Origin of the sequence: Williamsia sp. DF01-3, assembly GCF_023051145.1 — a bacterium.
Lineage (GTDB): Bacteria > Actinomycetota > Actinomycetes > Mycobacteriales > Mycobacteriaceae > Williamsia.
On sequence record NZ_JALKFS010000005.1, the window covers coordinates 4350685 to 4377451 of the forward strand.

Here is a 26767-nt window from a genome sequence, read left to right on the forward strand (position 1 = left end):
TGGCGACGTCCAGGCACAGCCGGTTGCGGTTTTCAGTTGTCGGCGAGTATCGCCAGGCAGCGGCGCAGACGCTCCAGCCACCAGTCCCGCCTGTCTTCGCCGGCGAGGGGCAGCACAGTGGGATCGATGTCGACCAGTCGGGGACCGAGCGAACCCATCTCCGGCACAAAGGGCTCGGCGACGTCGGTGACGAACAGTCCACCGGTGCCGAGCCCGCAGGCAGGGGGTTCGGCAGGCAACGCGACCGCGGTGGCCACGCCGGCGGAGATGCCGACCGCGGAGTCGAGGGCGCTGGAGATGACCACCGGTATCGGAATCCGGCCGGCGAGATCGAGCACCCGCCGCATGCCGCCGAGGGGCGCCACCTTCAGCACGGCGATGTCGGCGGCCTCGGCGGCGATGACCTTGAGGGGGTCACCGGCGCGCCGGATGCTCTCGTCGGCCGCGATCGGGGTGTCGACGGCGGCCCGGACCGCAGCGAGTTCGTCGATGGTGACGCAGGGCTGCTCCGCGTACTCCAGCTCACCGAGCGCGCGGATCGCCGTGATCGCTTGCTGCACAGTCCATTTACCGTTCGCATCCACCCGGACATGGTCGATGCGGGACCGGACGGCCTCCACGCGTGCGACGTCGTCGTCGAGCGTCTGGCCCTCCTGCGCCACCTTGACCTTCGCCGTGTGCGCGCCTGGATACCGGGCCAGCACCTCGTCCACCTGATCGGCCGGGATCGCCGGAACGGTGGCGTTGACCGCAACCGAGTCCCTCGTCGCGGGCGGCGGTCCGAGGTAGGCGGCTTCGATACCCGCCGCAAGCCAGGCGGCCGATTCGGCGTCGTCGTATTCGACGAAGGCACCGAACTCGCCCCATCCGGCCGGCCCCCGGAACAACATCACCTCACGCGTGGTGATGTCGCGAAACCGCATGCGCATGGGCAGCGCCACCACCACGGCCGATTCCGCGATCTCCTCGAAAGACGGGACCGGACACGCGGAGGGGATCGTCATGAACGATTCACCGATCTGCCGCCCCGGCCAGCCAGCCGAGTACCAGTTCGAGCCGCTGCTGCTCCAATTCTGGCTGCGGATTGACCGCCGCAGCAACGGCTTCCCCGTCGAAGAGATGGACGATGGTCAGCGCCACGAGTTCGACCTGCCCGTCGGGCAATCCCTGCACGGCGGGGACCGTCCGCGCGAACTGGGCTATCTGATCGTGGTACTCGGCAAGCAAGGGGGCGAGCCGATCCCGGAGCCCCGCGTCGGTCCGCGCGGCGATCAGCAGTTCGTACCAGGCACCGTTGATCGGCGCCCGGCACGCTTGCCGGACGAGCACGAGGCAGTCGGCCAATGTACCGGTTCCCAGCAGCGCCAGACTCTGCGAAAAGGCCTCGAACTGTCTGGCACGCACGGAATCGGCGGCCGCGATCACCAGGTCCAGCCGAGTCGGGAAATGGCGGAACAGCCCACCCTGGGACACTCCGCTACGCGCACAGATCTCACTGATGGTGCTGCGTTGATATCCCAGCTCGCACAGCGACTCCACGCACGCATCCACCAGCCGCGCCATCGTGGCTGTCCGGCGCTGCTCCTGGGTGCGGCGTGCCTCTCCCATCTACGCGGTCGACCTCTCGCGTACCGTCCCGCGCGCGGCCCCTGCACGCAGGAACTGGCCGGCCTGCACCGTGGTGCCGAAACCCGGAGCGAAGTTGCCGCGACCGTAGAGATACTGGCCGCCGACCACGGTCGCAGACACCGCGTCGTCATTACGATTGACCATGCGCTTGATCCCCCGAATTCGGTCATGGTTGCCTCAGCGTATTCCTTGGTCTGATCGGTCAGTCCCGCCGGGTCGACGACCACGAAATCGGCGCGGTCCCCCTCGCGCAGGAATCCGGCGTCAAGGCCGTAGAACTCCCCGAGTTCACCGGTGAGTTTGTGCACCGCTTCTTCGATGGTGAGAAACGGTGTGCGCGAGCCGTGTTCGGCTTCCTTCACACGTTGCAGCAAACGGATCCCGTAGTTGTAGAACGCCATGTTGCGCAGATGCGCACCGGCGTCGGAGAAACCGATGGTCACACCGTTCTGCTTGATCAACCAGTCGGCGATCTCCGGACGGTCATTGGTGATCACCGTGCGCCAGCGGAACTTCGTGCCGTAGTCCACCACGAGGTCGAGGAACATGTCGGTGCTGTGGACCCCGCGTTCGCGGGCCACCTCTTCCACCGTCTTACCGACCATGGATTCGTCGGGGCACTCGGTGATCTCGGCGTCGTCGAAGTCGCGATGCCAGATCCGTGAGCTGAACTTCTTCTCGAAGTCCTTGCGGAACCATCGCCGATACTCGGGATCGGCCAGCAGGTCGTTCCGGCCCATCTCCTCGCGCAGGTGCAGTGCCGCACGGCCCGAACCGAATTCCTCGAACACCACGAGATCGATGCCGTCGCTGTACACCTGGAAGGGCACCGGCAGATGTTGCCATCGCAGAGCGCCCCGACCCCAGTTGTTGGCCACTGTCGCGATCGGCCCGAAGATGCGCCGCACCCACCGGTCCGACTTCGCGTCGGCGGCCGCGAGGACCGAGGTCTTGAGGGGTTTGCGGCCGAGCCCGGTACTCCCGGCGAGGAAGAAGAGGATGTCGTATTTGGTGTTCAGGTTGGGGATGGTCTGCAATACCCGATCACGTTGCCGCAGCACCTTGTTGATCTTGCGGCGCTCGCTCCAGTGGGCATAGGTGGAGGGCAGTGACCGCGACCGGTAGCGGTCGCCGTCCAGTTTGTCCCAGGGGTTGGTCATCCCCGACACCCCGAGGAATCCCGCGTCGAGGGCGTCGTTGACCGCCTCGAGCATGGCGTCCATCTCGGTGCGACTCGGTGTGTGCGACCGATCGGTGGAGCGACCGAGCCCCATCACGGCCGTCCGAATGTCGGAATGACCAAGGAAGGCCGCGATGTTCGGACCCAGCGGCAAATCGTTGATCGCATCGACGTAGGACGCGGGATCGGTCCACGTCTTCCCGCCATCGAGCGCCTTGATCACGTGATCGCGCGGCAGAGCCTCGACCCGACTGAACAGGTCCGCGGCGTCGACAGGGGTTGCGTACACGGTGGACAGCGAACAGTTGCCGACGATCGCGGTGGTGATGCCGTGGCGCACCGACTCACCGAGACCCGGTGCCACCAGCACCTCGGCGTCGTAATGGGTGTGCACGTCGATGAACCCGGGCATCACCCACTGACCGGCTGCGTCGATCAGCTGCGTGTCGGGCCCGGCGGGCAGAGGTTTGGCGGAGACGGAGACGACCCTGCCGTTCCGGATCCCGAGGTCGCGGCGCAGACCTGGCTGACCGGTCCCGTCGAACCAGGTGCCCCCGCGGACGACCATGTCGTACGGGGCATCGCCGCCTCCCGTACGTCCGTTGCCGTCGACCGGTGCCGTGGTGTCCGCCTGCAGACTCATGTGTGACCTCCATCACTCTCTATCTCAACGATAACATAGAGAGTGGCCACTCGCGAACTAAAATGTTGGTTCGTCTTTCAACACGGCGCCTTGCCGGCATCCGAGCCGAACCAAGCGCTGCTTCTGCTCTGAGCAGATTCGCGGTGCACCGGCCCACCCTTCGATCTACGTTCGGTAGATGGGCCGCAGTCTCACCATCACCGACACCACGTCCGCCGATCTCCGTGCCCGTTCACGGCCTCGCGAACAACCGCAGGAACCCGAGCCGCTCTGGCGCGACGTCCTCGGGACGTACCTGCGTGATGTCCGCGGGGAGCAGGGCCGGATCCTCACCGGGGTTGCCGCCGAGGCGGGTGTCTCGCCCCAATATCTGTCCGAGATCGAGCGCGGACGCAAAGAGCCGTCGTCGGAGATCCTCTCGGCGGTCGCCGGCGCCCTCGGCCTCACACTGCTCGACATCACCAAAGGCGTCGCCGCGATCATCGAGCGGGCCGCACACGATGCAGCCGGCCAGGCCATCGCGGTAGGCGGACTCCCCCGGACCTCTTCCTCGGTGTCGCGGCCGGCCTCATCCTCGGGCCGCGCTCACCTGCGTCTGGCGTCCTGACATGGCCGACGGCCGAGTTCCAGAGGGTTACCGCATCGGCCGGTACTCCAGGACCTGGTCGGCCAACCCGTATTCGACGCTGGCCGCCGCGGGCAGGATGAGCTCCCGGTCGGTGTCGTGACGGAGGGCGTCGAGGTTCTTACCCGTGTGCCGCGCCAGCAGTTCCTCGAGTTCTGCACGTACGCGAACCACCTCGTCGGCGTGGATGATCAGGTCGGGAATCGACCCCTGACCCTGAATTGACGGCTGATGCAACACCACTCGGCCATGCCTGAGGATGGATCGTTGTCCGGCCGCACCTCCGGCGAGCAGAACCGCGGCGGGACCACCGGCCTGACCGACGCAGGTCGTCGCGACGTCGGGCCGGATGAACTGCATCGTGTCGTACACGGCGAGCATCGCGGCCGGCGACCCTCCGGGTGAGTTGATGTAGAGGTTGATCGGCATCTCCGAGCTGTCGGACTCCAGATGCAGCAACTGCGCGATCAGTACGTTGGCCACCCCGTCGTCGATCTCGGTGCCCAGGTAGACGATCCGCTCGGAGAGAAGTCGGCTGTAGACGTCCATCGAGCGCTCCCCCGCTGCGGTCTTCTCCACGACGTACGGCACCGTGTACGTGCTCATCGGACGCCTCCCAATGCAACCGGGCGGGCCGACGCCGGATAGATGTCCGCGACACCGTCGGCGATGCGATCCACGAATCCGTATTCGACCGCCTGCTCCGCCGTGTACCACCGGTCCCGTAACGAGTCGTTCCAGATCTTCTCGGCGGGCTGTCCGGTGTGCTCGGCGATCAGCGCCAGCACCGTGTCGCGGGTGTGCCGCAAATCGTCGGCCTGCAACTCGACGTCGACCGCGGTTCCACCGATGCCGGACGAACCCTGGTGCATCAAGATCCGGGAATGCGTCAGCGCATGACGTTTGCCCGGCGTCCCCGCCGACAACAGGAATTGGCCCGCGCTCGCGGCGATTCCGAGGGCAAGGGTGCTGACGTCGTTGGGGATGGCCCGCATGACGTCCATGATCGCGAGCATCGCCGGCACCGAGCCCCCAGGCGAGTTGATCCAGAAGCTGATGTCTTTACGTGAATCTTCGGCAGACAGCAGGAGCAACTGGCTGCACAGCCTGTTGCCGAGCTTCTGGTCGAGCTGGTCGCCGAGCACGATCACCCGTTGGTGGAAGAGCCGCGTCTGTAATTCGTCGTCGATGATGGCCGGAGGTGTGTAGTTGTCGCTCATGACCCCACTGTGAGCCCAGCCCGGGGCAAGCGAAAGCTGTTGCTGCCCAGGGCAGATCAGCCCTTAGCGGTTCTGCCGACGGCAGCACCCCAAACGTCAGAAGTCGTCGAGAATCCTGGTACGTACCGCGCGGTACTCCTCGAGGCTGATGGTGCCCGCCGCACGCATCGACTCGAGTTCGGCCAGCCGCTGGCCAGGTGTGCTTGGCGGACCGGGCGGCGCGGCCGGTGGGTGTGTGAACGAAGCCGCGCTCGGCTTGCTCATGTCCGGACGCTCCGGTGTAGGCCGGCCCGGCGGCCCCTGCTGGGCGAACCCGTCCGGACGTCCGTGACGCCGCGCGATGTCGATCACCTGCTCACGCACAACAGGATTCGACCGCAGATCCACCCTGCCTCCGAACGGGATGTTGTTGTCGGCGAAGACCCTCATGATCTGGATCAGGGCATCACTCTTGCCGGACAGATCGAACTCCTCGCCGGTGTCGGTGTCGGTGAACCGCGCGGGCGACGTCCCGGCCAGCAGTGCGGTGCGCTGCCAGTCGATGTCGAACTCACCCGAGTAGGTGTCGACGAGCACCGCAACCCTGTGCGACCGCAGAGCCGGCAAGAACATGAACGGCACCACCACGCGTTTGGTCGCCTCGAACGGGGCGATGCCGTCGCCGGAGATGGCCAGCGAGATCTTCATCATCGGCTGTCCGTTGATGCGCACGTTGGTCTGGTCCACCGAGCGCACCTCGCCGATGCCGAACCTGCCGTTCTGTTCCAGGTTATAGCGTTTACGTCGGCGACGGTAGAGCGACTGTGCGACAAAGTATCCGATGACCACGTCTGCGACCGTGATCCCCAGGCCTGCGTAGAACATCCAGCCGGTGAGCGGGTCGTCGATCAGAAAATACGCAACCAGGAAGATCGGACCGACGATTCCGCAAAGCAACGTGAACAGCAGGATCGGTACGAACGTCCGTAGGAAACTCGGTTCGCGGTTGCTATCACCCTGTCCGAAAAAGCTCATGCTGTGGCACCCTCACCCCGCCGGCCCGGGCGCGGTTCTCGGCCCCAACTGTCACCGGCTGTCGAGGTGAATAGATATCACAACCGACGCAGCGTGACCGGGAAACCGTCCTTGGGGATCGGCAACGACGCATAGTTCATCGGGATCTCATAGCTGTCGGGCACCGACCACTCGAAGTTGCGCAACAGCTGATGCATGATCGTCTTGACCTCCATCTGGCCGAAGTACAGCCCGATGCACTTGTGCACGCCGCCGCCGAACGGGCTCCACGCCATGCGATGGACCTTGTCCTCGGCCCGCTCCTTGCTGAAGCGCTCGGGGTCGAAGGTCCACGGGTCTTTCCAGTACTCGGGGTCGAGGTGGTTGATCATGCTGGGCACCGTCACCATGGTCCCCTTGGGTAAGTAGTAGCCCTGGATCTCGGTGTCCTGCACGGTCATCCGGGGATGCGCCGGGACCGGGGTGCACATCCGCAGCGACTCCTTCATGATCAGGTCGAGGTCGGTCAGCGCGGCGAGGTCGTCGTAGCCCAGTTCCGAACCCAGCTCGCGGGACTGCTCGCGGGCGCGCACCTGCCACTGCGGCGACTTGGCCATGCGGTAGCACATCTGGGTCATGGTGATGGTGGAGGTGTCATGGGCGGCCATCAGCACGAAGATCATGTGATTGACGACGTCCTCGTCGGTGAAGCTGTGTCCCTCATCGCTTTCGGCGTGACAGAGCACGGAGAAGAGGTCGGGTGTCTCAGTCGCTCGTTTGGCGGGGATGTGCTTGTAGAAGAACTCCTCGAGGATCTTGCGTGAGCGGAGACCTTTCCACCACCGGGTACCGGGGACCGGTTTGCGGATCACCGCCACGCCTGCCTGCACGGTCTCCAGGAAGGCCTTGTTGAGCCGGTCCGCCTCGGCTTTCGGCAGTTCCATACCCAGGAACACCTCGAGGGCGACGTCGAGGGTCAGTGCCTTGAACTCGTGGAACAACAGCACCTTTCCCGTGGGGAATTGAGCGACCCGGTCACGGATGATCGGCTGCATCGCGTCCATGTATCCGCGCAACACCTTGGCGTTGAACGCCTGCTGCAGGATGAGCCGGTGGTGACGGTGCTCGTCGAAGTCGAGCAGCATGACGCCCCGGTTGAAGAACGGCCCGATGAGGTAGGTCCACGCCGGCCCGTTCGCGAAGGCCTTCTTCTTGTTCATCAGGATCTCGTCGCAGGCGTCTGGGCCCGAAGCGATGACGATCTTCTGCCCGAAGGCGTTGATACCCGAGACCCGCCCGTACTTGGCGTGGCGTTCATCCGACTGCTTGAACGGGTCGTGGCGCATGGCCAGGACCTCCATGACGCCGTTACGCGTCGAGAATGGGACCTCTTTGAGGCCACTCCCGGAAGGGATCTGCGAGAACTTGGTGGGCATACGTCGACCTCCGAAGAAACGAATTTCTATAACCGTATCTTTGGCGGAGTTACTTGTAAACCACGTCACACATATCCATCGGACCCCTACACAAAAAACGCCCGACCCCAGATGGGGTCGGGCGCTTCCTGTTTGTTCTGTTATTGATACTTGTTGATCCTGACGCAGTCCGACGGAGTCGGAACCGTCACTTGTTGATCTTCGTGACGCGACCGGCACCGACGGTGCGGCCACCTTCACGGATCGCGAAGCGCAGGCCCTCATCCATGGCGACCGGCTGGATCAGCTTGACGGACATCTCGGTGTTGTCACCGGGCATGACCATCTCGGTGCCCTCGGGCAGGGTCACAACGCCCGTCACGTCAGTTGTACGGAAGTAGAACTGGGGACGGTAGTTGTTGAAGAACGGGGTGTGCCGTCCGCCCTCGTCCTTGGACAGGATGTAGGCCTGTCCTTCGAACTCGGTGTGCGGGGTGGTGGTGCCCGGCTTGATGACAACCTGTCCACGCTCGACGTCTTCGCGCTTCAGACCACGCAGCAGCAGACCGGCGTTGTCGCCTGCCTGTGCCGAGTCGAGGAGCTTGTGGAACATCTCGATACCGGTGACGGTGGTCTTGGTGCTCTTCTCGCGGATGCCGACGATGTCGACTTCCTCGTTCACCTTGACCTCGCCACGCTCCACACGACCGGTGACGACGGTGCCACGACCGGTGATCGTGAACACGTCCTCCACAGGCATGAGGAAGGGCTTCTCGGTCTCACGAACCGGCTCCGGGATGCTCTCGTCGACAGCGTCCATGAGCTCTTCGACGGTCTTGACCCACTCGGGGTCGCCTTCGAGCGCCTTCAGGGCCGAGACCTTGATGACCGGAGCGTCTTCGTCGAAGTCCTGTGCAGCGAGGAGCTCGCGCACCTCCATCTCGACCAGCTCGATGATCTCGTCGTCATCAACCATGTCGGCCTTGTTCAGCGCGACCAGGATGTAAGGCACGCCGACCTGACGCGCGAGCAGCACGTGCTCGCGGGTCTGCGGCATCGGGCCGTCGGTGGCGGCGACCACGAGGATGGCGCCGTCCATCTGGGCTGCACCGGTGATCATGTTCTTGATGTAGTCCGCGTGACCAGGAGCATCGACGTGGGCGTAGTGACGCTTCTCCGTCTGGTACTCAACATGCGAGATGTTGATCGTGATACCACGAGCCTTCTCTTCCGGAGCCTTGTCGATCTGATCGAACGCAAAGCTCGCGTTGAGATCCGGGAACTTGTCGTGCAACACCTTGGTGATGGCCGCCGTCAGCGTGGTCTTGCCGTGGTCGACGTGACCGATGGTGCCGATGTTCACGTGCGGCTTGGTCCGCTCGAACTTCGCCTTCGCCACTTGATTGTCCTCCTGGACTTGTTGTCGTGAACCGGAATCTTCCGGGTTTCACTGGGTGTTTAGTTCTTGCGCGGCAAGGGGCTCACGCCCCCCGCCGGCAAGCGATTCTTATCTGCTGTGCGCCGGTGGCGCTATCGCCGAGGCGACGGGAGAGTAATCACTCACCCGTTGCTTTGGCAATGATCTCCTTCGACACGTTCGCCGGTACTTCAGCGTACGAGTCGAACACCATGGAGTAGTTCGCCCGGCCCTGGGTCTTCGACCGGAGGTCTCCGATGTAGCCGAACATCTCCGACAGCGGAACCAGTGCCTTGACGACACGGGCGCCACTGCGCTCTTCCATGGCCTGGATTTGACCACGGCGTGAGTTGAGGTCGCCGATCACGTCACCCATGTAATCCTCGGGCGTCGTGACCTCTACGGCCATCAACGGTTCCAGGATCACCGGGCCGGCCATCCTGGCTGCTTCTTTCATCGCAGCCGATCCGGCGATCTTGAACGCCATCTCCGACGAGTCGACGTCATGGTAGGCGCCGTCGAGCAGAGTGAACTTCAAGTTGACCAGCGGGTAGCCCGCGAGCACGCCGTACTGCATCGCGTCCTGGGCGCCGGCATCCACTGAGGGGATGTACTCACGCGGGACGCGACCACCGGTCACGGCATTGACGAACTCGTAGGTGGCGCCGTCTTCGGCATCCACCAACGGCTCCAGCTTGACGATGACCTTTGCGAACTGGCCACTGCCACCGGTCTGCTTCTTGTGGGTGTAGTCGTGCTTCTCGACCGTCTTGCGGATGGTCTCTCGGTAGGCCACCTGGGGCTTACCGACGTTGGCCTCGACCTTGAACTCGCGCTTCATGCGGTCGACCAGGATGTCGAGGTGGAGCTCGCCCATGCCGCCGATGACGGTCTGGCCGGTCTCGTCGTCCAGCTTGACCGAGAACGTGGGGTCCTCTTCCGCCAGCTTCTGGATGGCGACACCCAGCTTTTCCTGGTCGGACTTGGTCTTCGGCTCGATCGAGACGTTGATGACCGGGTCCGGGAAGCTCATCGATTCCAGGACGATCGGTGCATTCGAGTCGCACAAGGTGTCACCGGTGGTGGTGTCCTTGAGGCCGATCATCGCGTAGATGTGGCCTGCCGTGGCATCCTCGACCGGCATTTCCTTGTTGGCGTGCATCTGGAACAGCTTGCCGATGCGCTCTTTCTTGCCCTTGGTGGCATTGAGCACGCCGGTGCCTGCCGTGATGTGTCCGGAGTACACACGCACGAACGTCAGCTTGCCGAAGAACGGGTGCGAGGCGATCTTGAATGCCAGCGCCGCGAACGGCTCGTCGGACGACGGCTTGCGCGACAGGATCTCTTCTTCGTTGCCGACCGCGTGACCTTCCACAGAGGGAACGTCGAGCGGGCTGGGCAGGTAGTCGATGACCGCGTCGAGCATGGGCTGCACGCCCTTGTTCTTGAACGCCGAGCCACACAGCACCGGGTACAGCTCACGGGTGACGGTGAGCTTGCGGATGGCCGCCTTGACCTCGGCGATGCTGAGCTCTTCGCCACCGAAGTACTTCTCGAGCAGAGCTTCGTCGGTCTCGGCGACCGTCTCCATCAGCTTCTCGCGGTACTCCTTGGCCTTCTCCAGCAGATCGGCCGGGATCTCCTCGATGGTCGGCTCGGCACCGGTCGGCACGACGCCGCGCCAGGTGATCGCCTTCATCTCGATGAGGTCCACGACACCGTCGAAGTCGTCCTCGGCACCGATCGGCAGCTGGAGAACCAGCGGCTTGGCACCGAGACGCTCTTCGATGGTGCGCACCGTGAAGTAGAAGTCGGCGCCCAGCTTGTCCATCTTGTTGACGAAGCAGATACGGGGGACTTCGTACTTCTCGGCCTGCCGCCAGACCTGCTCGGACTGCGGCTCCACGCCTTCTTTACCGTCAAACACCGCTACCGCACCGTCGAGCACACGCAGGCTTCGCTCCACCTCGACGGTGAAGTCGACGTGCCCGGGGGTGTCGATGATGTTGATCTGGTTCTTGTTCCAGAAACAGGTCACCGCAGCGGAGGTGATAGTGATACCCCGCTCCTTCTCCTGCTCCATCCAGTCGGTCGTCGAGGCGCCGTCGTGCGTCTCGCCGATCTTGTAGTTGACGCCGGTGTAGAAGAGGATTCGCTCGGTGGTGGTGGTCTTGCCGGCATCGATGTGAGCCATGATGCCGATGTTGCGAACCTTGTTGAGGTCGCTGAGCACTTCCTGTGCCACTTAATTCCTCACTCTGTATTGCCTGAAAGTTGTTGTAGCCGCCGGCCTGGAGGGCCGGCGGCCCCTTGTCACCAGCGGTAGTGCGCGAACGCCCGGTTGGCCTCGGCCATCTTGTGGGTGTCCTCGCGGCGCTTGACTGCCGCGCCGAGACCGTTGCTGGCGTCGAGCAGCTCGTTGGCGAGACGCTCGACCATCGTCTTCTCGCGACGCTGGCGACTGAAGGTCACCAGCCAACGCAGCGCGAGGGTGTTGGCACGGCCCGGCTTGACCTCGATGGGCACCTGGTAGGTGGCGCCACCGACGCGACGGCTCTTGACCTCGAGGGCCGGACGGACGTTGTCCAGCGCGCGCTTGAGGGTGACGACCGGATCGGTGCCGGTCTTCTCGCGAGCCTGTTCCAGGGCCTGGTACACGATCCGCTCGGCGGTCGACTTCTTGCCGTCCAGCAGGATCTTGTTGACCAGCTGGGTCACGACGGGGCTGCCGTAGACCGGGTCGTTGATCAGGGGGCGCTTGGGTGCGGGTCCTTTACGTGGCATCAGCCCTTCTCCTTCTTCGCGCCGTACTTGCTGCGACCCTGCTTGCGAGCCTTGACACCCTGGGTGTCGAGCGAGCCGCGGATGACCTTGTAACGCACACCCGGGAGGTCCTTCACACGACCACCGCGAACGAGCACCATCGAGTGCTCCTGCAGGTTGTGGCCTTCACCGGGGATGTATGCGGTCACCTCGACCGAGCTGGTGAGACGAACACGAGCCACCTTCCGGAGCGCCGAGTTGGGCTTCTTCGGGGTGGTTGTGTAGACGCGAGTGCACACGCCGCGTCGCTGCGGGCTGCCCTTCAGCGCTGCCGTCTTCTGCTTGGCAGGCTTGTCATGGCGGCCCTTGCGGACCAGCTGGTTGATAGTTGGCACTGAGAGTTCTTCCTTTGTTTGGCGTTCTTCGTCTCTGCTGCGGTTTCTGCTCCGGGCAAGTCCGATGTGATCGGTTCTTCCGCAGTACGCCCCACCGAGGCAAAAGCCCTGGTCAGGTGTGGCCTTCCCTACCCCTTGGTCGGGCGTGTCGAAATTGCCCGACGCGGCAGTTGAAGGCACGCAGATGGACCCGGCCGATCTAGAAATATGGCGGAGGCCGGGCACCAGCGGTCAACTCTACCGACCGTGCGACCGCAGGTCAAAATCGTCCAGGACCGCCGCCGAGCGGAGCGATCCCGCAGGTTGTCGGCTGTTCGTGCGCAACCGCTCAACGGCCCTCGCGACCCCTGAACGCGTCCACCGCCGCCTCGATCGTGGGATGGAAACGGTCGGGGCCGAATCTGTCTCCCAGACCGAAACGGATGAGCCTGTCTTTCATGGGCCCCTTCATCTCCGCGAAGACCAGACGGATGCCCTTGCTCGCCAGATAGGTGTCGAGGTCGATGAGTTCGTCGACCGCGGTGGTGTCGATGCCGGTCACCGGTTCGGCCGCCACGATCACCCAGTCGACCCGCTCGTGGGCCGCCGCGACCACCGACCGGACGTAGTCGTCGAAGATGCCGCCGTTCGCGAAGAACAGCGGTGCATCGAAGCGGACCAAGACAAGACCCGGGATGCGGCGACCGCCCGGGTGGCGCGCGATGTCGTGGAAGCCGGGGCGATCGGCGACCTGGACGAGCTCGGTGCGGTAGGGCTGCCAGGCCCGCGCGACCACGGCAACAAAGGACAGGCCGATCGCGACCAGGACACCCTCGAGCACCCCGACCAGCGCGACGCCCACGAAGGCCGCGACCGCGAGAGCGAACTCGATCCTGCTCATCCGGAACATCCGGACCATGCCGCTCACGTCGACCAGAGCGGTGGCGGCCACGATCACCACGGCGGCGAGCGTGGCGTCGGGGAGGTATGCGGTGACGCCCGGAGCCGCGAGCACGAAGCCCAGGACGGCGAGGGCCCCGACGACTCCGGCGAGTTGAGTCTTGGCCCCGGCCTGCTCGGCCACGGGGGTGCGTGACCCACTCGCCGAGATCGGGAAGCCGCTGAAGAGGCCGCCGGCGATATTGGCCACGCCGATTGCCTTCATCTCCGTGCTCCCGTTCACCTCTTCGCCGTGGCGGGCCGCGAACGTGCGAGAGAGGACACCGGTGTCGGCGAAAGCGATCAACGCGATGCCGGCCGCGGGCCCGACGAGTTCGACCACGTCCGACCAGTCGACTCCCCCGAACGACGGCAACGGCATGCCGTCGGGCAACGCGCCGACCATCCCGACGTCATCGGTGAGACCCAGGGCCGCTGAGACGATGATCGCTGCCACAACGGCCACGAGAACCCCTGGCACGCGGGGCATCCAGAGCCGGAAGGCGACGATGATCGCCAGTGAGCCGAAACCGATTGTGGCGGTGGCGAGGTCGATGCCGCCGCTGAGTGCGGCGTGCGCGGTCTCCCATCCCTGCTCGATCAGGTTGTCGGCATCGATGGAGAAGCCGAGCAGTTTCGGCAACTGGCCGACGACCACGATGAGCGCGATCGCGTTCAGATATCCGAGCCGGATCGGTTTCGACAGCAGGTCGGTGACAAACCCCAGCCTCAGGAACCCGGCGACGAGCAAGATGAGACCGACGAGGACAGCGAGAATTCCGGCGAGGGCGAGCGCGGTCTCCGGGTCGCCGGTCACCGCCAATGGCGCCACCGCCGCGGCGATCAGGGGCGCAAGCGACGAATCCGGCCCGAGGACAAGGATTTTCGACGGACCCACCACCGCATACGCCAGGAGCGGGACGATGGTGGCATACAGGCCGGCGTACGCGGGCAACCCTGCCGCCTCTGCGTAACCCATCCCGGCCGGGATGAGCAGCGCGGTCAAGACCAGGCCCGCGGTGATGTCGGGACGCAGCCACTCCCGGCGATACTGCCGCGCGGTGGCGACCCCGGGCAAGCGGGCGAATACATCCGTCAAGGCGGTTCCCACGACTCCATCTCGGGCCGGTGCTGCAGACCAGTTCTCGGTTCCGGCGAGTCTATTCGCCTGCGCCGGCCCCTGATCGGTCAACGCTGTTCGTCGCCCGCCTGCCGACGCCCGGCCTTACTGTTAGCAAATGTCACCATTTGAGCGGGCGCTGTCGCCGATGACGCGCACCGCACGACGCTGCTCCGGCCCGTTCCTCGTTGCTCTCACCGTCGGTGCGGGCTTGGTCGTCGCCCCGTCCGGCCCGGCGGCAGCGGCGCCCACACCGATCGTCTGCCCGGCTTCCGGTCCGTGGGTGGGGGCCTGGAGCGCGCCGGCAAGCGATGGGGCACTGTCCCCGGATGGGCCTCCGAGTCCCTACTTCCCGCCAGTCGACCCCAGTCTCGTGCCCAATCCCGAGGTCGACAATTCGACGGTCCGGTCTGTCATCGTGCCGACGCGCGCCGGCGAGGTTCTCCGCGTGGACCTGTCGAACGAGTACGGCGAGGCGCCGGTGACATTCACATCGGTGAGTGTGGGGAAACAGGCCACCGGCGCAGGCGTGTCCGATCCCGTGCCGCTCTTGTTCGGTGGACAGCCGACGGTGACGGTGCCTGCCGGAGGCGAGGTGGTCAGTGACCCCATGCCGTACGCGTTCCAGGCTTTCGAAGCACTGTCGATCAGTACCTTCACCCCTGACGACGTGGCGTCGGCAACCCGGCACTGGGTGGCGCGTCAGCGCTCGTACCTCACGGCCACCGGAGCCGGCGACAAGACACTCGACACCAGTGGCGCCGCGTTCGGCACCACCACGACGTCGCGGCTCTTCGTGACCGGGATGGACACACTGGCCCCCGGAACGGGAGCGGTTGTCACACTAGGGGATTCCCTGACCGATGGCTATCAGACGGGCGCACCCAACCCGACCGGCCCGTCTCCCGAACTGCCTGCCGGCCTCGACGAGAACGTCCGATGGCCCGACCGCCTGGCCCGCCGGATCAACGAGCAGGGACTTCCGCTGACGGTTGTCAACGCCGGGATATCGGGCAACAGGGTTGGTTTCGATGCGGCCGAGGGGCAGTCAGGACTCATCAACACCTCTCGTGGGGATTCGGCATTGACTCGACTGGACCGAGACGTGCTGTCGGTTCCCAACGTGCGCACCGTTGTCCTGTTCGAAGGCATCAACGATCTGGGCCAGGCTCCCGGTGTGACCGTCGATCAGCTGACGCAGAACTATCAGACGATCATCGACACGCTGCACCAGCGCGGAATCCGCGTCCTGCAGGGCACCATCACCCCTGCCGGGGGCCATACCGGGCAGGGCAATTACGGCACGAGTGCAACCAACGATCTGCGCAACCAGGTCAACGAGTGGATCCGCACCAGCAGTCCCGCGGACGGTGTCGTGGACTTCGACAACGCCGTCGCCGACCCGGCGAACCCTTCTGTTCTCCTTCCTGCCTACGACGACGGCGATCATCTCCACCTCAGCGCCCCCGGCTACCAGAAGTTGGCCGACACTGTCGCATTGGGTCAGCTGGCCGACAACTGTGGATCAGGATCGTCCGGTTCTTCTGATTCGGCCTGGGGTTCGGTGGCATGGTCCTGAGCTACCGGCGATCGATGCCACAGGGACATCGACCGTCGGGGCGCCCGATTCCGCAGTGCTCTCGCCTACCGCGGGGGTAGCGTCGCGGGTGCAGATGAACAGCCGATCGCACACCCAGCCGAATCGCCCCGACATCGCCCAGTCGTGGCAGCGATCGCTGCTGGGTGGGTTGAAGCCAGGCGATTCGCCGGACGTGCGGCCTGTGGACATCTCATCGACCGAGCACCCGTTGCTGCGCGCCGCCGGACCGGTCATCGACGCCATCGCACATCAATTGGCCGAGTCCAACACGGCTCTGCTGCTGGTGGATTCCGACGCCCGGCTCGTGTCCCGCACGTTCGGTGGGGTCCAGGTCGAGCAGGCACTGGAATCGGTGGGCGCGGTCTACGGCGCCGAGTTCAGCGAGGACACGATGGGCACCACCGCGCTCGGTACCCCGCTCGAGATCCGGGACGGCATCGTCATCAATGCCGCCGAACACTTCCTCGAGCAGTTCCGCACCATCAGTTGTTATGGGCGGCCCATCCTCCATCCCGTCTCTCGTCGGCTGGAGGGGATCGTCTGCATGAGCAACCTCGAACCGACCGTCAATCCGCTGTTCGCGCCATTCGTCGACCGGATCGCGGGCGATATCGAGCAGCGTCTCCTCGAGGGGTCGAGGGCGCGGCAGACGGCGGTGGTGGAGGCGTTTCAGCGTGTCGCGCCCCGGCGCGATGTTGCCGTCGTCGCGGTCGGTGACGATCTGTTGCTGACCAATGCCCTTGCCGCCGACATCCTCGCCTCCGCGGATTTCGGAACCCTTCGCGCACTGGCCGCCGATCTGGGTGCAGACGAGCGCCGAACGCAACTCGCACTGGTGTCGGGCAACGTCGTGGAGGTCGTCGGTCGGCGGGTGTCCGGCAGCGCCGGCGGCGCGCTTTTCCGGGTGCGGCCTCTCGATCTGCCCCACGTGCCGATTGCCCGCAAGCCGCGCTCGCAGACCGGCGCGGGCTTGCGGACAGACCGACCTCGCAGCGTGTGGGAGAACACTGCCATCACCGGGGAACCGGGTAGTGGACGGACCAGCACCGCGGCTGAACTGCTCGGCGATCGACCGGTCCGTGCCGTAGACGCCGCGGCCCTGGTGACCGGCTCGGGCGGTGGCGGACTGATCGGCCATCTCACCGGCACCGACGAGTCCACCCTGCTCATCGAGAACGTGCATCTGCTTGATCCGCTGAGCCTGTCCGCGCTCAGGACGGCGGTGCTCGAGGGGACCCCACCCGTTGTACTGACCGCTCCCCCGCTGCCCGAGTCACCTGGTCCGGTCGCCGCCCTCATCGCTCTGTGTCCGCGCCGGATAGATCTGGCGCCACTGCGCCATCGCACGATCGACCTGCCGGCTCTGGCGGGAAACGTGTTGTCGCGCATCGCCCCTCGCGCCGTGCTCGGTGCGGCAGCCGGAGAGGCGCTGCTCTCGTCCGACTGGCCGGGCAACCTGACCGAACTCACGATGGTTCTGCGAACCGCGGCCGACAACGCCGCCCGCCGCGCGGATCGGGTGATCACGGTTGCCGACCTGCCCGCGCACCATCAGACCACCACGCGCGCGCACCGGCTGTCCGGACGCGACCGGGCCGAACGTCAGGCGATCGTCGAGGCCATGCAGGCCAGCGAGGGCAACAAGGTCCACGCGGCCAAGATGCTCGGCATCAGCCGCAGCACTCTGTACACCCGGCTTCGCGCACTCGACATCGATCACTGAGGCTCGCTCGACCGACAGGACGAGTAACGCGCTCGAGTCCTTCCGCAGCGTCCGGCGGGGTGTACAGATTCCGGACAGTTGGGCACGACCTTTCGTTGGCACTATGACCGCAGTCACATAAACGACTGTGCATGCTGACGCTAGGAGAATGTATGACCGCCATTGCCGAGCCCCAATTGACGTCGCGGGTAAGGGGTTTCATTTCCGCCGACCGTTCGATGCTGATCGGGGGCGAGTGGACCGGTGCCGCATCGGGCAAGACCTTCACCACCTTCGACCCGGCCACCACGGCTCCCATCACCGACGTCGCCCACGGCGACGCCACCGACGTCGACCGAGCGGTACGGGCCGCCCGGCGCGCATTCGACGACGGACCATGGGCCCGGATGAAGCCGAACGAGCGCGAACGTCTGCTCTGGCGGGTCGGGGATCTGCTCACCGAACGCGCGGAGGAGTTCGGCCAGCTCGAAGCCCTCGACAACGGCAAGTCGGCGGGTATCGCCGCGGCTGTCGACACGGCGTGGTCGGCCGACATCTTCCGATACAACGCGGGGCTGTGCACCAAGATCTTCGGATCCACGGTCAACGTGTCGATGCCCTTTGTCCCGGGCGGCGAGTTCCACGCCTACACCCTGCGCGACCCTGTCGGGGTATGTGGCCTCATCGTTCCGTGGAACTTCCCACTCCTGATGGCGTCGTTCAAGTTGGCCCCCGCGCTGGCGGCCGGCAACACCGTGGTGCTCAAACCTGCCGAGCAAACCCCCTTGACCGCATTGCTTTTGGGCGAGATCTTCGAGGAGGCAGGATTTCCTCCCGGGGTCGTCAACATCGTCACCGGTTTCGGTGATGCGGGCGCCGCCCTGACGGCACATCCGGACGTGGACAAGATCGCGTTCACCGGGTCCACCGAGGTCGGCAAGAAGATCGTCGCGGCCGCGCAGGGCAATCTCAAGAAGGTCTCCCTCGAACTGGGTGGCAAGAGCCCGAACATCGTGTTCGCCGACGCCGACTTCGAGCAGGCCGTGGCCGGTTCGGTCGCCGCATGGATGTTCAACCACGGCCAGTGCTGCGTCGCGGGCACGCGGCTCTTCGTCGAGCGCCCGATCTTCGACGACTTCACCGCTGCCGTCGCAGAGGCCGCATCGAAGGCCAAGATCGGGCCTGGCCTCGATCCCACCACCGAACTCGGCCCGCTCATCTCGCAGGAGCAGTTCGACAAGGTCAGTGGCTATCTCGCTCAGGGCCTTGCCGACGGAGCACGGGCGCTGACCGGCGGAAAACGCTGGGGCACCGAAGGATACTTCATCGAACCCACCGTCTTCGTGGACGTCGAGCCGAGTTTCTCGATCGTCGAGGAAGAGATCTTCGGCCCCGTGGTGGCCGCGATGCCCTTCGACGGCGATGACGTGGTCGCTGCAGCGAACAACTCGATCTACGGACTCGCCGCCGGCATCTGGACCCGAGACCTGTCCAAGGCACACAAGACAGCCAGGCGCATCAAGGCCGGTTCGGTCTGGGTCAACCAGTACAACGGATTCGACACCGCGATGCCGTTCGGTGGCTACAAACAGTCCGGCTGGGGCCGCGAACTGGGCAACTCGGCGATCGATCTCTACACCGAGACCAAATCGGTGAACATCGCTCTCTGACAAGACTTCTCGATATCCCCCTTCACATCATCGAAAGGACCATCATGAAAACCAAAGCCGCAGTGCTACTCGAGGCCGGCAAACCGTTCGAGATCATGGAACTCGAACTCGACGGGCCGGGCCCCGGCGAGGTGCTCATCAAGTACACCGCCGCCGGACTCTGTCATTCCGACCTGCACCTGACCGACGGCGACCTACCGCCCCGCTATCCGATCGTCGGCGGACACGAAGGGTCAGGCATCATCGAGGAGGTGGGACCCGGCGTCACCAAGGTAAAGCCCGGCGACCACGTGGTGTGCAGCTTCATCCCCAACTGCGGTACCTGCCGCTACTGCTCGACCGGTCGGCAGAACCTCTGCGACATGGGCGCCACCATCCTGGAGGGCTCGATGCCCGACGGTTCCTTCCGATTCCACGGGGACGGAAAAGACTTCGGCGCCATGTGCATGCTCGGTACGTTCGCCGAACGCGCCACCATCTCACAGCACTCGGTTGTGAAGGTCGACGATTGGCTACCGCTGGAGACCGCCGTCCTGGTCGGCTGCGGTGTGCCGTCCGGCTGGGGAACGGCGGTCAATGCCGGCAACCTCCGCAACGGAGACACGGCGGTGATCTACGGCATCGGGGGGCTGGGCATCAACGCCGTACAGGGTGCGGTGGGCGCCGGCTGCAAGTACGTGGTGGTGGTCGACCCCGTGCCGCTCAAGCGCGAGACCGCGCTGAAGTTCGGTGCCACACACGCATTCGCCGATGCGGCCAGTGCCGCTGAGAAGGTCGATGAACTCACCTGGGGCCAAGGCGCGGACGCGGCCCTGATCCTGGTCGGCACCGTCGACCAGGACGTGGTGTCGGCCGCGACCGCAGTGATCGGCAAGGGCGGCACAGTGGTGATCACCGGCCTGGCCGACCCGACGAAGTTGACGGTGCAGGTGTCGGGCACCGACCTGACCCTGAACCAGAAGACGATCAAGGGGTCGCTCTTCGGATCGATGAATCCGCAGTACGACATCGTCAAACTCCTGCGGCTGTACGACGCCGGCCAGTTGAAACTGGATGAGCTGATCACGCAGACCTACTCACTCGAACAGGTCAATCAGGGCTACCAGGATCTTCGCGACGGGAAGAACATCCGCGGGGTCATCCACCACGCGGCGTAACGACTCCCGACGAAGGCCCGTACCCGTCTCGCCAGGGGTGCGGGCCTTTGCCGTATATCGTGCATCAGCGTCGGCGTGCCATTTCCTCGGTGCGTCTGCGGACGACCTCGATCTGCTCGGGTGAGCCGATCAGCTTCCGGATGGCGACCTGCTCGGCGTCGAATCCTGCGGCGAGGTCCACTCGCCCGGCCAGTTCCAGCAGAGCCTTGGCCTCGACCAGTGCGCCCCGGGAGTTGCCCGCGACCTCGATGGCCAGCGCCGTGGCCGCCGACAGCGGTTCGTCGTCGGTGCGGGTCACCAGACCCAGTGCGGCGGCATCGCTTCCACTGAATCTACGACCGGTGAACACCAGCTCCTTGGCGACGTCGCGGCCGACGAGCTCGGGCAGTATCTGCGTGCCGGTCATGTCCGGGATCAGCCCCCAGACGATCTCCATCACCGACAGTGTGGTGTCGGGCGCGGCGATCCGGACGTCTGCGCCGAGCGCCACCTGCAATCCCCCACCGAACGCGACGCCGTGGAGGGCGGCGATGACGGGTACGGGCACCAGCGACCACACGTGCACGGCTTGTTGACCCAGAGCCGTTGCCGCGCCCAGACGTTCGCGGTCGGCCACGACGTCGGCAGCCCCACCTTGCATCAGTTCGAACTGCCCCATGTCGAGACCGGCACAGAACGCCCGGCCTTCACCGGCCATCACCACCGCGGAGACATCGGTGCGATCGATGAGAGCTGACCCGACGTCGACGAGCGCCTCGAACATCGCCGGATCGAGGGCGTTCATCTTGTCCGGCCGATTGAGCCGCACCTGCGCGACCCCATCGGCGACCTCGCAGGTCACCCGCTGCCGTCCTGCTGCGTCCCCGCTCGTGTCAGTCATCACCGATTCATATCAGGTGGCCTGCCGGCAGCGGAAGAAGATGGACCTAGGTGTTCGGATCGGCCTCGGCACGCGTCTTGATGTCGGCGAGACGACGATCCCAGCCGGCGGCGATGCCATCCAGTTCGCGGCCGATCCGGCTGAGCCGGGCGCCCACCGCGGTGAACCTCACCTCGCGGCCGGACTTCGACGACGAGACCAGGCCGGTTTCCTCCAAGATCGCCAGATGCTTGGCGATGGCCTGTCGCGAGACCGGGAACTCCGCCGCGAGCGCCGACGCGGACGCCGGGGACCTGCCCAGCCTGACGAGCAGCCCCCAGCGGGTGTCGTCGGCGAGCGCGGCGAAGACTGCCGGCAGTTCGGTGTCAGCTCCGGACATCGACCTGAGCAAGTTCGAGATGCCGCTTGGCGATGCCCAGTTCCTGGGTCCATCCCTCGGTGTTGTCGTCGAACTTCTTGCGCCGTTCGGCGGCGTCCCCGGGCAGAGACGCGAACCCGCTCTCGGCAACCCTGAGGACCACTGACCCCGAGGACATCTCGTCGATCCAGAACTCGACCAACGTCGAGGCGCCTGCGGTGTCGTCCACATCGGCGATCCAGCGGAAAGCAGCGTACTTCGGCGGGTCCAGCGTGACGGTGCGAAGGGCAAAAGCGCCGTGCACCGGATCATGCACGATGTCGACATCACCGGACCGCTCGATCCGGTGGGGGGTGATCTCGGAATCGTTGATGTACCAACCGGGCTCACTGATCAGCGACCACACCCGATCCGCCGGTGCGTCGATGTCGATCTGCCGCTCGATGCGGTCGAAGTCTTCAGTCATGGTGTCCTCCGTGTCGGATTGATATGCAACCCAAGGATTGCACATCTCGGCTCCGATATGCAACCTCCCGGTTGCACAACATCAGCGGAGGGACACCCGGAGTTGCTCCGCCCACGCCCCGACGACCTGCCTGCGACGCGCGGAGTCGTCGGACAACGTATCGGCCAATCCGAGCCCACGCGCGAAGTCAAGGGTTGCCTGCACCAGCCGATGGACCTTGGGGTCCGAATCGTCGACCCCCAGCATGTGCACCGTCATCGAATGGGCCGCGGCTCCGAACCGACCCTCGAGTGGCAGAATCAACCGGCGCAGCGATTCGTCCGATGCTGCTGCGCACCACACCTGTAACGCCGCCTTGAACTCCTGACCGGTATAGAACTCGACGGCCGTGGCGACGGCGACCTCGATCCGTCCGGCTCCAGGTGGGAGTCGCTCGGCCTCGTCGGTGGCACGCATCGTCAGGTTCTCGAAGACATGCTCGAGAGCGGCGGTGATGAGGTCCTCGCGGGTCGGGAAATGATGTTGCGCCGCACCGCGGGACACCCCCGCACGGCCGGCAACCACACCCACGCTGCACGCCGCCCAGCCATCGACGGCAAGGACGTCGATGGTCGCGTCGAGCAGGCGCTGCCGCGTCGCCCGGCTGCGGTCCTGCTGGGGAGTTCGTACAGGGCCGCGCGTCATGGGTGCTCGGCCACCCACGGAGGCGGTTGCTTGTTCAGGAATGCGAGCATTCCCGCCCTCGCCTCATCGGAACCGAACAGGGCTGCCGATTCACTTGCCAATCGTGCTGCGTCGCGGTCGAATTCACGCAGAATCGCCGTCGTGGTCAGCCGCTTGCTCGCGGCGAGACCCTGCGGAGAACCCTTGCGCAGATCGGCGCACCATCTCGCCACGATGCCGGCCAGCGCCTCGGAGTCCGCCGCCGCGGTGGTGATCAGCCCGATCTCCTCGGCCACGTGAGCGTCGAACTTCTCGCCGGTGAGGAAGTACCGGCCGGCCGCCCGCGACGTGAGTCTGGGGAGCACCGTGAGCGAGATCATCGATGGCGCAACGCCGATTCTTGCTTCGGTCAACGCGAAGGTGCTCGCCGGGCCCGCCGCCACGAGATCGCAGGCCCCGACGAACCCGAACCCGCCTGCTCGTACGTGGCCATCGATCCGACCGATCACCGGCTTGGGCAACTCGATGATCGACCGCATGAGATCGATCATCACCTCTGGCCCGGTTCTACCCGCCTCACTGAGATCGGCTCCTGCACAGAAGGTCCCGCCGGTGTGTGTCAACACCACCGCTCGCACCGCCTGGTCGTCGCGGGCGGCGTCCAGTCGTGCGGTCAGCTGCTCGACCAGCGCGCCCGAAATCGCGTTGCGGTTTCCTGGCGAATCCAGTGTGATGGTCGCGATTCCCGCTTCGGCTGCGTATCCGACGATGACGTCCATATCGGTTCTCGGCTTCGCTCTCAGTACGACTTGGGCAGGCCGAGACTGTTCTGCGCCACGAAGTTCAGGATCATCTCGCGACTGACGGGTGCCACGCGGGCGATCCGGCACAGGTTGAGCAGCGGCGCGAGCCCGTACTCGGTGGACAGACCGTTGCCGCCGAGCGACTGTACGGCGGAGTCGACGATCTTGACGCATGCCTCGGCCGCCGCATACTTGGCCATGTTCGCCGGTTCGGCCGCACCCCAGTCGTCACCGGCGTCGTACAACGTTGCGGCCTTCTGCATCATCAGCTTGGCCAGCTCCATCTCGATCTTGCCGACCGCCAATGGATGTGCGATGGCCTGGTGGGCGCCGATGGGCGTCTTCCACACGGTCCGCTCGTTGACGTACTCCACTGCTCGGCCCAGAGCGAAGCGTCCCATCCCGACAGCTGACGCTGCTGCCATGATGCGCTCGGGGTTGAGACCGGCAAACAGTTGGCTCAGCGCCGCATCCTCGGAACCGACCAGCGCGGTCGACGGCAGGCGCACGTCGTCGAGGAACAGCAGGAACTGCTTCTCGGGATTGATCAGGTCCATCTCGATCTGATTGAACTCGAAACCCGGTGCGTCGGTGGGCAAGATGAACAGCGCGGGCTTGAGCCGGCCGGTCTTTGCGTCCTCGGTGCGGGCCACGATCAGCACGGCCTGGGCCTGGTCCACGCCGGACACATAGATCTTGCGACCCGAGAGCAACCAGTCGCCACCGTCGCGCCGCGCAGTGGTGGTGATGTTGTGCGAGTTGGACCCCGCATCGGGTTCGGTGATACCGAAAGCCATGGTGATCGACCCGTCGGCGAGCCCGGGCAGCCACTGCTTCTTCTGGTCGTCGGTGCCGAAGCGCGCGATGACGTTTCCGCAGATTGCCGGGGAGACCACCATCATCAGCAGTCCGCTACCGATTGCCGCGAGTTCTTCCATCACGATCGACAGCTCGTACATTCCCGCGCCACCGCCGCCGTACTCCTCGGGCAGGTTGACACCGATGAAGCCCAGCTTCCCTGCCTCAGACCACAATTCGTCCGTCTTGCGGCCGCTGCGGGCACAATCGAGGAAGTACTCGTGGCCGAAACGGCCGCCGAGACCGGCCACCGAACTGCGTAACGCCTTCTGCTCATCTGTTTCCACGAAGCTCATGCTGACTCTCCCTCGATCTCGTTCGGCCGATGTTCTGAGATGACGGCGAGCACTTCGCCCACGGCCACCTGTTGTCCTGCCCCGATGGGCAGCTTCTCCACGATTCCGTCTGCGGAGGCCGAAATGGTGTGCTCCATCTTCATCGCCTCGAGCCACAGCAGCGGCTCGCCCTTCGTGACGGTCTGACCTTCCACGACGGCGATCCTGATGATCGACCCCGGCATCGGGGCGAGCAGCGATCCGGGGGCACTCATCTCGGCGGGATCGACGAATCGCGGTGCCCTGCTCAGCGTCACCGACCCGCCTGCGAAATCGACCCACCGCGCGTCGTCGCGTCGACGTACCCGGAAGGTGCGGTCCACGCCGGCGACGGTGAGGGTCACGGCGTTGCTGTGCACCGTCTTCACAGACACCGCTGGGTCATCCGGGAGCACCACACCGTCACGTGTCACCCGGTATCGCACCGTCGTCTCGTCGGTGTTCTCACCGAACGTGTAGTTCTTCGTCTGGGTCGCCGACGGCAGGTTGCGCCAGCCCGACGGCAGCCCCGCATCCACGCCCGCGCGGCTCCGGTTGTCGGCGGCGTCGGCGAGCGCGGCGGCGATGATGGCCTCGCGTCGTCGCTCCTCACCGGCCAGAGGTGCCGAGAGGACGTCGAGACCGATCTCGTCGATGAACTTGGTGGTGGTGTCGCCATCACGGAACTCGTTGCGGCGCAGCATCGTCACGAGCATGTCGCGGTTGGTGCGTGGACCGTGGAGTTCCGCCGACTCGAGCGCCCCTGCAAGAATGTTGATCGCGGTGCGTCGGTCCGGCGCCCAGCTGATCACCTTTGCGAGCATCGGGTCGTAGAACACCGAGATCTCGCTCCCGTCCTCGATGCCCGAGTCCACTCGCACACCGGGTGCTCCCAGCCGGCGGAAGGCCTCATCGCCCGCGATGTGCACGTGATCGACCCTGCCGGACTGGGGTTGCCAGTCGGCGCCGGGATCCTCGGCATACAGGCGAACCTCGATCGAATGGCCCTGCGGTTCCGGGGCTTCGGGTGGCAGATGCGCGCCCTCGGCGATGTGCAGTTGCCACGCGACCAGGTCGAGCCCACTGGTCTCCTCTGTGACGGGATGTTCGACCTGCAGCCGGGTGTTCATCTCCAAGAAGAAGAACCGTCCGTTGTCGTCGGCGAGGAACTCGACGGTCCCGGCTCCGGTGTAACCGATGGCCGAGGCAGCGGCCACCGCGGCATCGAAGAGTTCGCGGCGCAATGTGGCGCCGATTCGCTCCACCAGCGGTGACGGCGCCTCCTCGATGATCTTCTGATGGCGCCGCTGGATCGAGCACTCCCGCTCGCCCACCGCCCACACGGTTCCGGCCGCATCGCCCAGCACCTGCACCTCGATGTGGTGGCCCCGCTCGATGTACGGCTCGCAGAACACCGTGGCGTCTCCGAAAGCCGATTGCGCCTCACGGGCAGCCGCCTCCACCTCCGCGGACAGGTCGGCGAGATCGCGAACTATGCGCATACCGCGGCCACCGCCACCGGCCGATGCCTTGATCAGAACCGGAAGATCGTCGGCCGCAATTGCATCCGGATCCAGGTTGCTCAACACCGGTACACCGGCGTCGGCCATGATCGCCTTGGCGTTCACCTTCGAACCCATCGCATCGATCGCCGATGGATCGGGGCCGATCCAGGTGAGCCCGGCATCGATCACCGCTCGGGCGAAGGCGGCGTTCTCGGACAGGAAGCCGTAGCCCGGGTGCACCGCATCGGCGCCGGCGGCACGCGCGGCAGCGATCACCGCATCGATCTTGAGGTAGGTGTCGGCAGAGGTGTTGCCCGGCAGCCGAACTGCCACATCTGCCTCACGGACGTGAGGAGCGTTGGCGTCGGGGTCCGAGTACACCGCGACGGTGCCGAATCCGAGACGGCGGCATGTGGCGAAGACCCGGCGCGCGATCTCGCCGCGGTTGGCCACCAGTACTGTTTGCATGTTTC

Annotated in this window: 23 protein-coding genes and 2 pseudogenes; 5 read left to right on the top strand and 20 right to left on the bottom strand. The window is 65.3% G+C overall.

Annotation, left to right across the window (positions count from 1 at the left end):
• Window positions 1–32: 32 nt before the first annotated feature.
• The 4 genes and pseudogenes from MVA47_RS22515 to MVA47_RS22525 all read right to left on the bottom strand — a co-directional run bounded on the left by MVA47_RS22515 (window position 33) and on the right by MVA47_RS22525 (window position 3377).
• On the bottom strand, window positions 33–1004 hold the full coding sequence (locus MVA47_RS22515; RefSeq protein WP_247209937.1) for an o-succinylbenzoate synthase: 972 nt from the start codon (window positions 1002–1004) through the stop codon (window positions 33–35).
• 7 nt (window positions 1005–1011) lie between these two features.
• On the bottom strand, window positions 1012–1425 hold the full coding sequence (locus tag MVA47_RS22520) for a TetR family transcriptional regulator C-terminal domain-containing protein (protein ID WP_308280636.1): 414 nt from the start codon (window positions 1423–1425) through the stop codon (window positions 1012–1014).
• 48 nt (window positions 1426–1473) lie between these two features.
• Window positions 1474–1608 (bottom strand): annotated as a pseudogene (locus MVA47_RS27110) (TetR/AcrR family transcriptional regulator); the annotation flags it as partial.
• Window positions 1609–3377 (bottom strand): annotated as a pseudogene (locus MVA47_RS22525) (amidohydrolase family protein).
• A gap of 253 nt (window positions 3378–3630) precedes the next feature.
• On the opposite strand from MVA47_RS22525, the gene MVA47_RS22530 reads away from it, so the two are divergent.
• On the top strand, window positions 3631–4059 hold the full coding sequence (locus MVA47_RS22530; protein ID WP_247209939.1) for a helix-turn-helix domain-containing protein: 429 nt from the start codon (window positions 3631–3633) through the stop codon (window positions 4057–4059).
• A 27-nt stretch (window positions 4060–4086) separates the two neighbouring features.
• Here the strand turns inward: MVA47_RS22530 and MVA47_RS22535 are convergent, their stop codons facing one another.
• From MVA47_RS22535 to MVA47_RS22575, 9 genes are all read right to left on the bottom strand, one after another.
• Window positions 4087–4683, bottom strand: a complete 597-nt coding sequence (locus MVA47_RS22535) for a ClpP family protease (RefSeq protein ID WP_247209940.1) — start codon at window positions 4681–4683, stop codon at window positions 4087–4089.
• Window positions 4680–5297, bottom strand: a complete 618-nt coding sequence (locus tag MVA47_RS22540) for a ClpP family protease (protein ID WP_062798940.1) — start codon at window positions 5295–5297, stop codon at window positions 4680–4682. Before MVA47_RS22540 ends, MVA47_RS22535 begins: the two co-directional genes overlap by 4 nt.
• A 96-nt stretch (window positions 5298–5393) precedes the next feature.
• Window positions 5394–6311, bottom strand: a complete 918-nt coding sequence (locus MVA47_RS22545) for an SHOCT domain-containing protein (RefSeq protein WP_247209941.1) — start codon at window positions 6309–6311, stop codon at window positions 5394–5396.
• A gap of 77 nt (window positions 6312–6388) precedes the next feature.
• A complete protein-coding gene (locus MVA47_RS22550; RefSeq protein ID WP_247209942.1) occupies window positions 6389–7726 on the bottom strand; it encodes a cytochrome P450 in 1338 nt (445 codons plus the stop codon).
• A gap of 187 nt (window positions 7727–7913) precedes the next feature.
• Window positions 7914–9104 carry an elongation factor Tu gene (gene tuf / locus MVA47_RS22555; protein WP_023956142.1) on the bottom strand — a complete coding sequence of 397 codons (1191 nt, stop codon included), beginning with the start codon at window positions 9102–9104 and terminating at the stop codon, window positions 7914–7916.
• Window positions 9105–9261: 157 nt separating this feature from the next.
• The gene (gene fusA / locus MVA47_RS22560; protein ID WP_023956144.1) at window positions 9262–11367 is read right to left on the bottom strand and encodes an elongation factor G; all 2106 of its coding nucleotides are present in this window, start codon (window positions 11365–11367) and stop codon (window positions 9262–9264) included.
• Between the two features lie 68 nt (window positions 11368–11435).
• Window positions 11436–11906 (bottom strand): 30S ribosomal protein S7, encoded by a 471-nt coding sequence (gene rpsG / locus MVA47_RS22565; RefSeq protein ID WP_023956146.1) that lies wholly within the window; start codon window positions 11904–11906, stop codon window positions 11436–11438.
• Window positions 11906–12280: a 30S ribosomal protein S12 gene (gene rpsL, locus MVA47_RS22570; RefSeq protein WP_023956148.1), complete on the bottom strand. Its 375-nt coding sequence runs from the start codon at window positions 12278–12280 to the stop codon at window positions 11906–11908. Before rpsL ends, rpsG begins: the two co-directional genes overlap by 1 nt.
• Window positions 12281–12608: 328 nt before the next feature.
• A complete protein-coding gene (locus MVA47_RS22575) occupies window positions 12609–14297 on the bottom strand; it encodes a SulP family inorganic anion transporter (RefSeq protein ID WP_247209943.1) in 1689 nt (562 codons plus the stop codon).
• 139 nt (window positions 14298–14436) lie between these two features.
• On the opposite strand from MVA47_RS22575, the gene MVA47_RS22580 reads away from it, so the two are divergent.
• From MVA47_RS22580 to MVA47_RS22595, 4 genes are all read left to right on the top strand, one after another.
• On the top strand, window positions 14437–15897 hold the full coding sequence (locus tag MVA47_RS22580; protein ID WP_247209944.1) for a GDSL-type esterase/lipase family protein: 1461 nt from the start codon (window positions 14437–14439) through the stop codon (window positions 15895–15897).
• 94 nt (window positions 15898–15991) lie between these two features.
• Entirely contained in the window at window positions 15992–17641 is a 1650-nt protein-coding gene (locus MVA47_RS22585) for a sigma-54-dependent Fis family transcriptional regulator (protein ID WP_247209945.1), read from the top strand.
• A 152-nt stretch (window positions 17642–17793) separates the two neighbouring features.
• Window positions 17794–19290: an aldehyde dehydrogenase family protein gene (locus MVA47_RS22590; RefSeq protein ID WP_247209946.1), complete on the top strand. Its 1497-nt coding sequence runs from the start codon at window positions 17794–17796 to the stop codon at window positions 19288–19290.
• 44 nt (window positions 19291–19334) lie between these two features.
• Window positions 19335–20447 (top strand): NDMA-dependent alcohol dehydrogenase, encoded by a 1113-nt coding sequence (locus MVA47_RS22595; RefSeq protein WP_247209947.1) that lies wholly within the window; start codon window positions 19335–19337, stop codon window positions 20445–20447.
• Window positions 20448–20511: 64 nt separating this feature from the next.
• Here the strand turns inward: MVA47_RS22595 and MVA47_RS22600 are convergent, their stop codons facing one another.
• The 7 genes from MVA47_RS22600 to MVA47_RS22630 form a co-directional block, all read right to left on the bottom strand.
• A complete protein-coding gene (locus tag MVA47_RS22600) occupies window positions 20512–21327 on the bottom strand; it encodes a crotonase/enoyl-CoA hydratase family protein (RefSeq protein WP_247209948.1) in 816 nt (271 codons plus the stop codon).
• Window positions 21328–21373: 46 nt separating this feature from the next.
• Window positions 21374–21706 carry a metalloregulator ArsR/SmtB family transcription factor gene (locus MVA47_RS22605; protein ID WP_116917487.1) on the bottom strand — a complete coding sequence of 111 codons (333 nt, stop codon included), beginning with the start codon at window positions 21704–21706 and terminating at the stop codon, window positions 21374–21376.
• Window positions 21693–22151 (bottom strand): ATPase, encoded by a 459-nt coding sequence (locus MVA47_RS22610; protein ID WP_247209949.1) that lies wholly within the window; start codon window positions 22149–22151, stop codon window positions 21693–21695. Before MVA47_RS22610 ends, MVA47_RS22605 begins: the two co-directional genes overlap by 14 nt.
• Before the next feature lie 81 nt (window positions 22152–22232).
• Window positions 22233–22835, bottom strand: a complete 603-nt coding sequence (locus MVA47_RS22615) for a TetR/AcrR family transcriptional regulator (protein WP_247209950.1) — start codon at window positions 22833–22835, stop codon at window positions 22233–22235.
• Complete coding sequence (locus MVA47_RS22620; RefSeq protein ID WP_247209951.1) at window positions 22832–23593, bottom strand: enoyl-CoA hydratase family protein; 762 nt, start codon at window positions 23591–23593, stop codon at window positions 22832–22834. Before MVA47_RS22620 ends, MVA47_RS22615 begins: the two co-directional genes overlap by 4 nt.
• Before the next feature lie 20 nt (window positions 23594–23613).
• Window positions 23614–24771 (bottom strand): acyl-CoA dehydrogenase family protein, encoded by a 1158-nt coding sequence (locus MVA47_RS22625; RefSeq protein ID WP_247209952.1) that lies wholly within the window; start codon window positions 24769–24771, stop codon window positions 23614–23616.
• On the bottom strand, window positions 24768–26762 hold the full coding sequence (locus MVA47_RS22630) for a biotin carboxylase N-terminal domain-containing protein (protein ID WP_247209953.1): 1995 nt from the start codon (window positions 26760–26762) through the stop codon (window positions 24768–24770). The genes MVA47_RS22625 and MVA47_RS22630 overlap by 4 nt, the downstream gene beginning before the upstream one ends.
• Window positions 26763–26767 lie beyond the last annotated feature (5 nt).

Excerpts from the sequence above, each read along its gene's own strand:
- MVA47_RS22580 (WP_247209944.1), top strand. The coding sequence starts at position 14,437 with ATGTCACCATTTGAGCGGGCGCTGTCGCCGATGACGCGCACCGCACGA.
- MVA47_RS22550 (WP_247209942.1), bottom strand. The coding sequence starts at position 7,726 with ATGCCCACCAAGTTCTCGCAGATCCCTTCCGGGAGTGGCCTCAAAGAG.
- MVA47_RS22590 (WP_247209946.1), top strand. The coding sequence starts at position 17,794 with ATGACCGCCATTGCCGAGCCCCAATTGACGTCGCGGGTAAGGGGTTTC.
- MVA47_RS22615 (WP_247209950.1), bottom strand. The coding sequence starts at position 22,835 with ATGACGCGCGGCCCTGTACGAACTCCCCAGCAGGACCGCAGCCGGGCG.
- MVA47_RS22595 (WP_247209947.1), top strand. The coding sequence starts at position 19,335 with ATGAAAACCAAAGCCGCAGTGCTACTCGAGGCCGGCAAACCGTTCGAG.
- MVA47_RS22620 (WP_247209951.1), bottom strand. The coding sequence starts at position 23,593 with ATGGACGTCATCGTCGGATACGCAGCCGAAGCGGGAATCGCGACCATC.
- MVA47_RS22540 (WP_062798940.1), bottom strand. The coding sequence starts at position 5,297 with ATGAGCGACAACTACACACCTCCGGCCATCATCGACGACGAATTACAG.
- MVA47_RS22545 (WP_247209941.1), bottom strand. The coding sequence starts at position 6,311 with ATGAGCTTTTTCGGACAGGGTGATAGCAACCGCGAACCGAGTTTCCTA.
- MVA47_RS22535 (WP_247209940.1), bottom strand. The coding sequence starts at position 4,683 with ATGAGCACGTACACGGTGCCGTACGTCGTGGAGAAGACCGCAGCGGGG.
- MVA47_RS22585 (WP_247209945.1), top strand. The coding sequence starts at position 15,992 with ATGAACAGCCGATCGCACACCCAGCCGAATCGCCCCGACATCGCCCAG.
- MVA47_RS22515 (WP_247209937.1), bottom strand. The coding sequence starts at position 1,004 with ATGACGATCCCCTCCGCGTGTCCGGTCCCGTCTTTCGAGGAGATCGCG.
- MVA47_RS22600 (WP_247209948.1), bottom strand. The coding sequence starts at position 21,327 with ATGACTGACACGAGCGGGGACGCAGCAGGACGGCAGCGGGTGACCTGC.
- MVA47_RS22530 (WP_247209939.1), top strand. The coding sequence starts at position 3,631 with ATGGGCCGCAGTCTCACCATCACCGACACCACGTCCGCCGATCTCCGT.
- MVA47_RS22605 (WP_116917487.1), bottom strand. The coding sequence starts at position 21,706 with ATGTCCGGAGCTGACACCGAACTGCCGGCAGTCTTCGCCGCGCTCGCC.
- MVA47_RS22610 (WP_247209949.1), bottom strand. The coding sequence starts at position 22,151 with ATGACTGAAGACTTCGACCGCATCGAGCGGCAGATCGACATCGACGCA.
- MVA47_RS22625 (WP_247209952.1), bottom strand. The coding sequence starts at position 24,771 with ATGAGCTTCGTGGAAACAGATGAGCAGAAGGCGTTACGCAGTTCGGTG.
- rpsG (WP_023956146.1), bottom strand. The coding sequence starts at position 11,906 with ATGCCACGTAAAGGACCCGCACCCAAGCGCCCCCTGATCAACGACCCG.
- MVA47_RS22630 (WP_247209953.1), bottom strand. The coding sequence starts at position 26,762 with ATGCAAACAGTACTGGTGGCCAACCGCGGCGAGATCGCGCGCCGGGTC.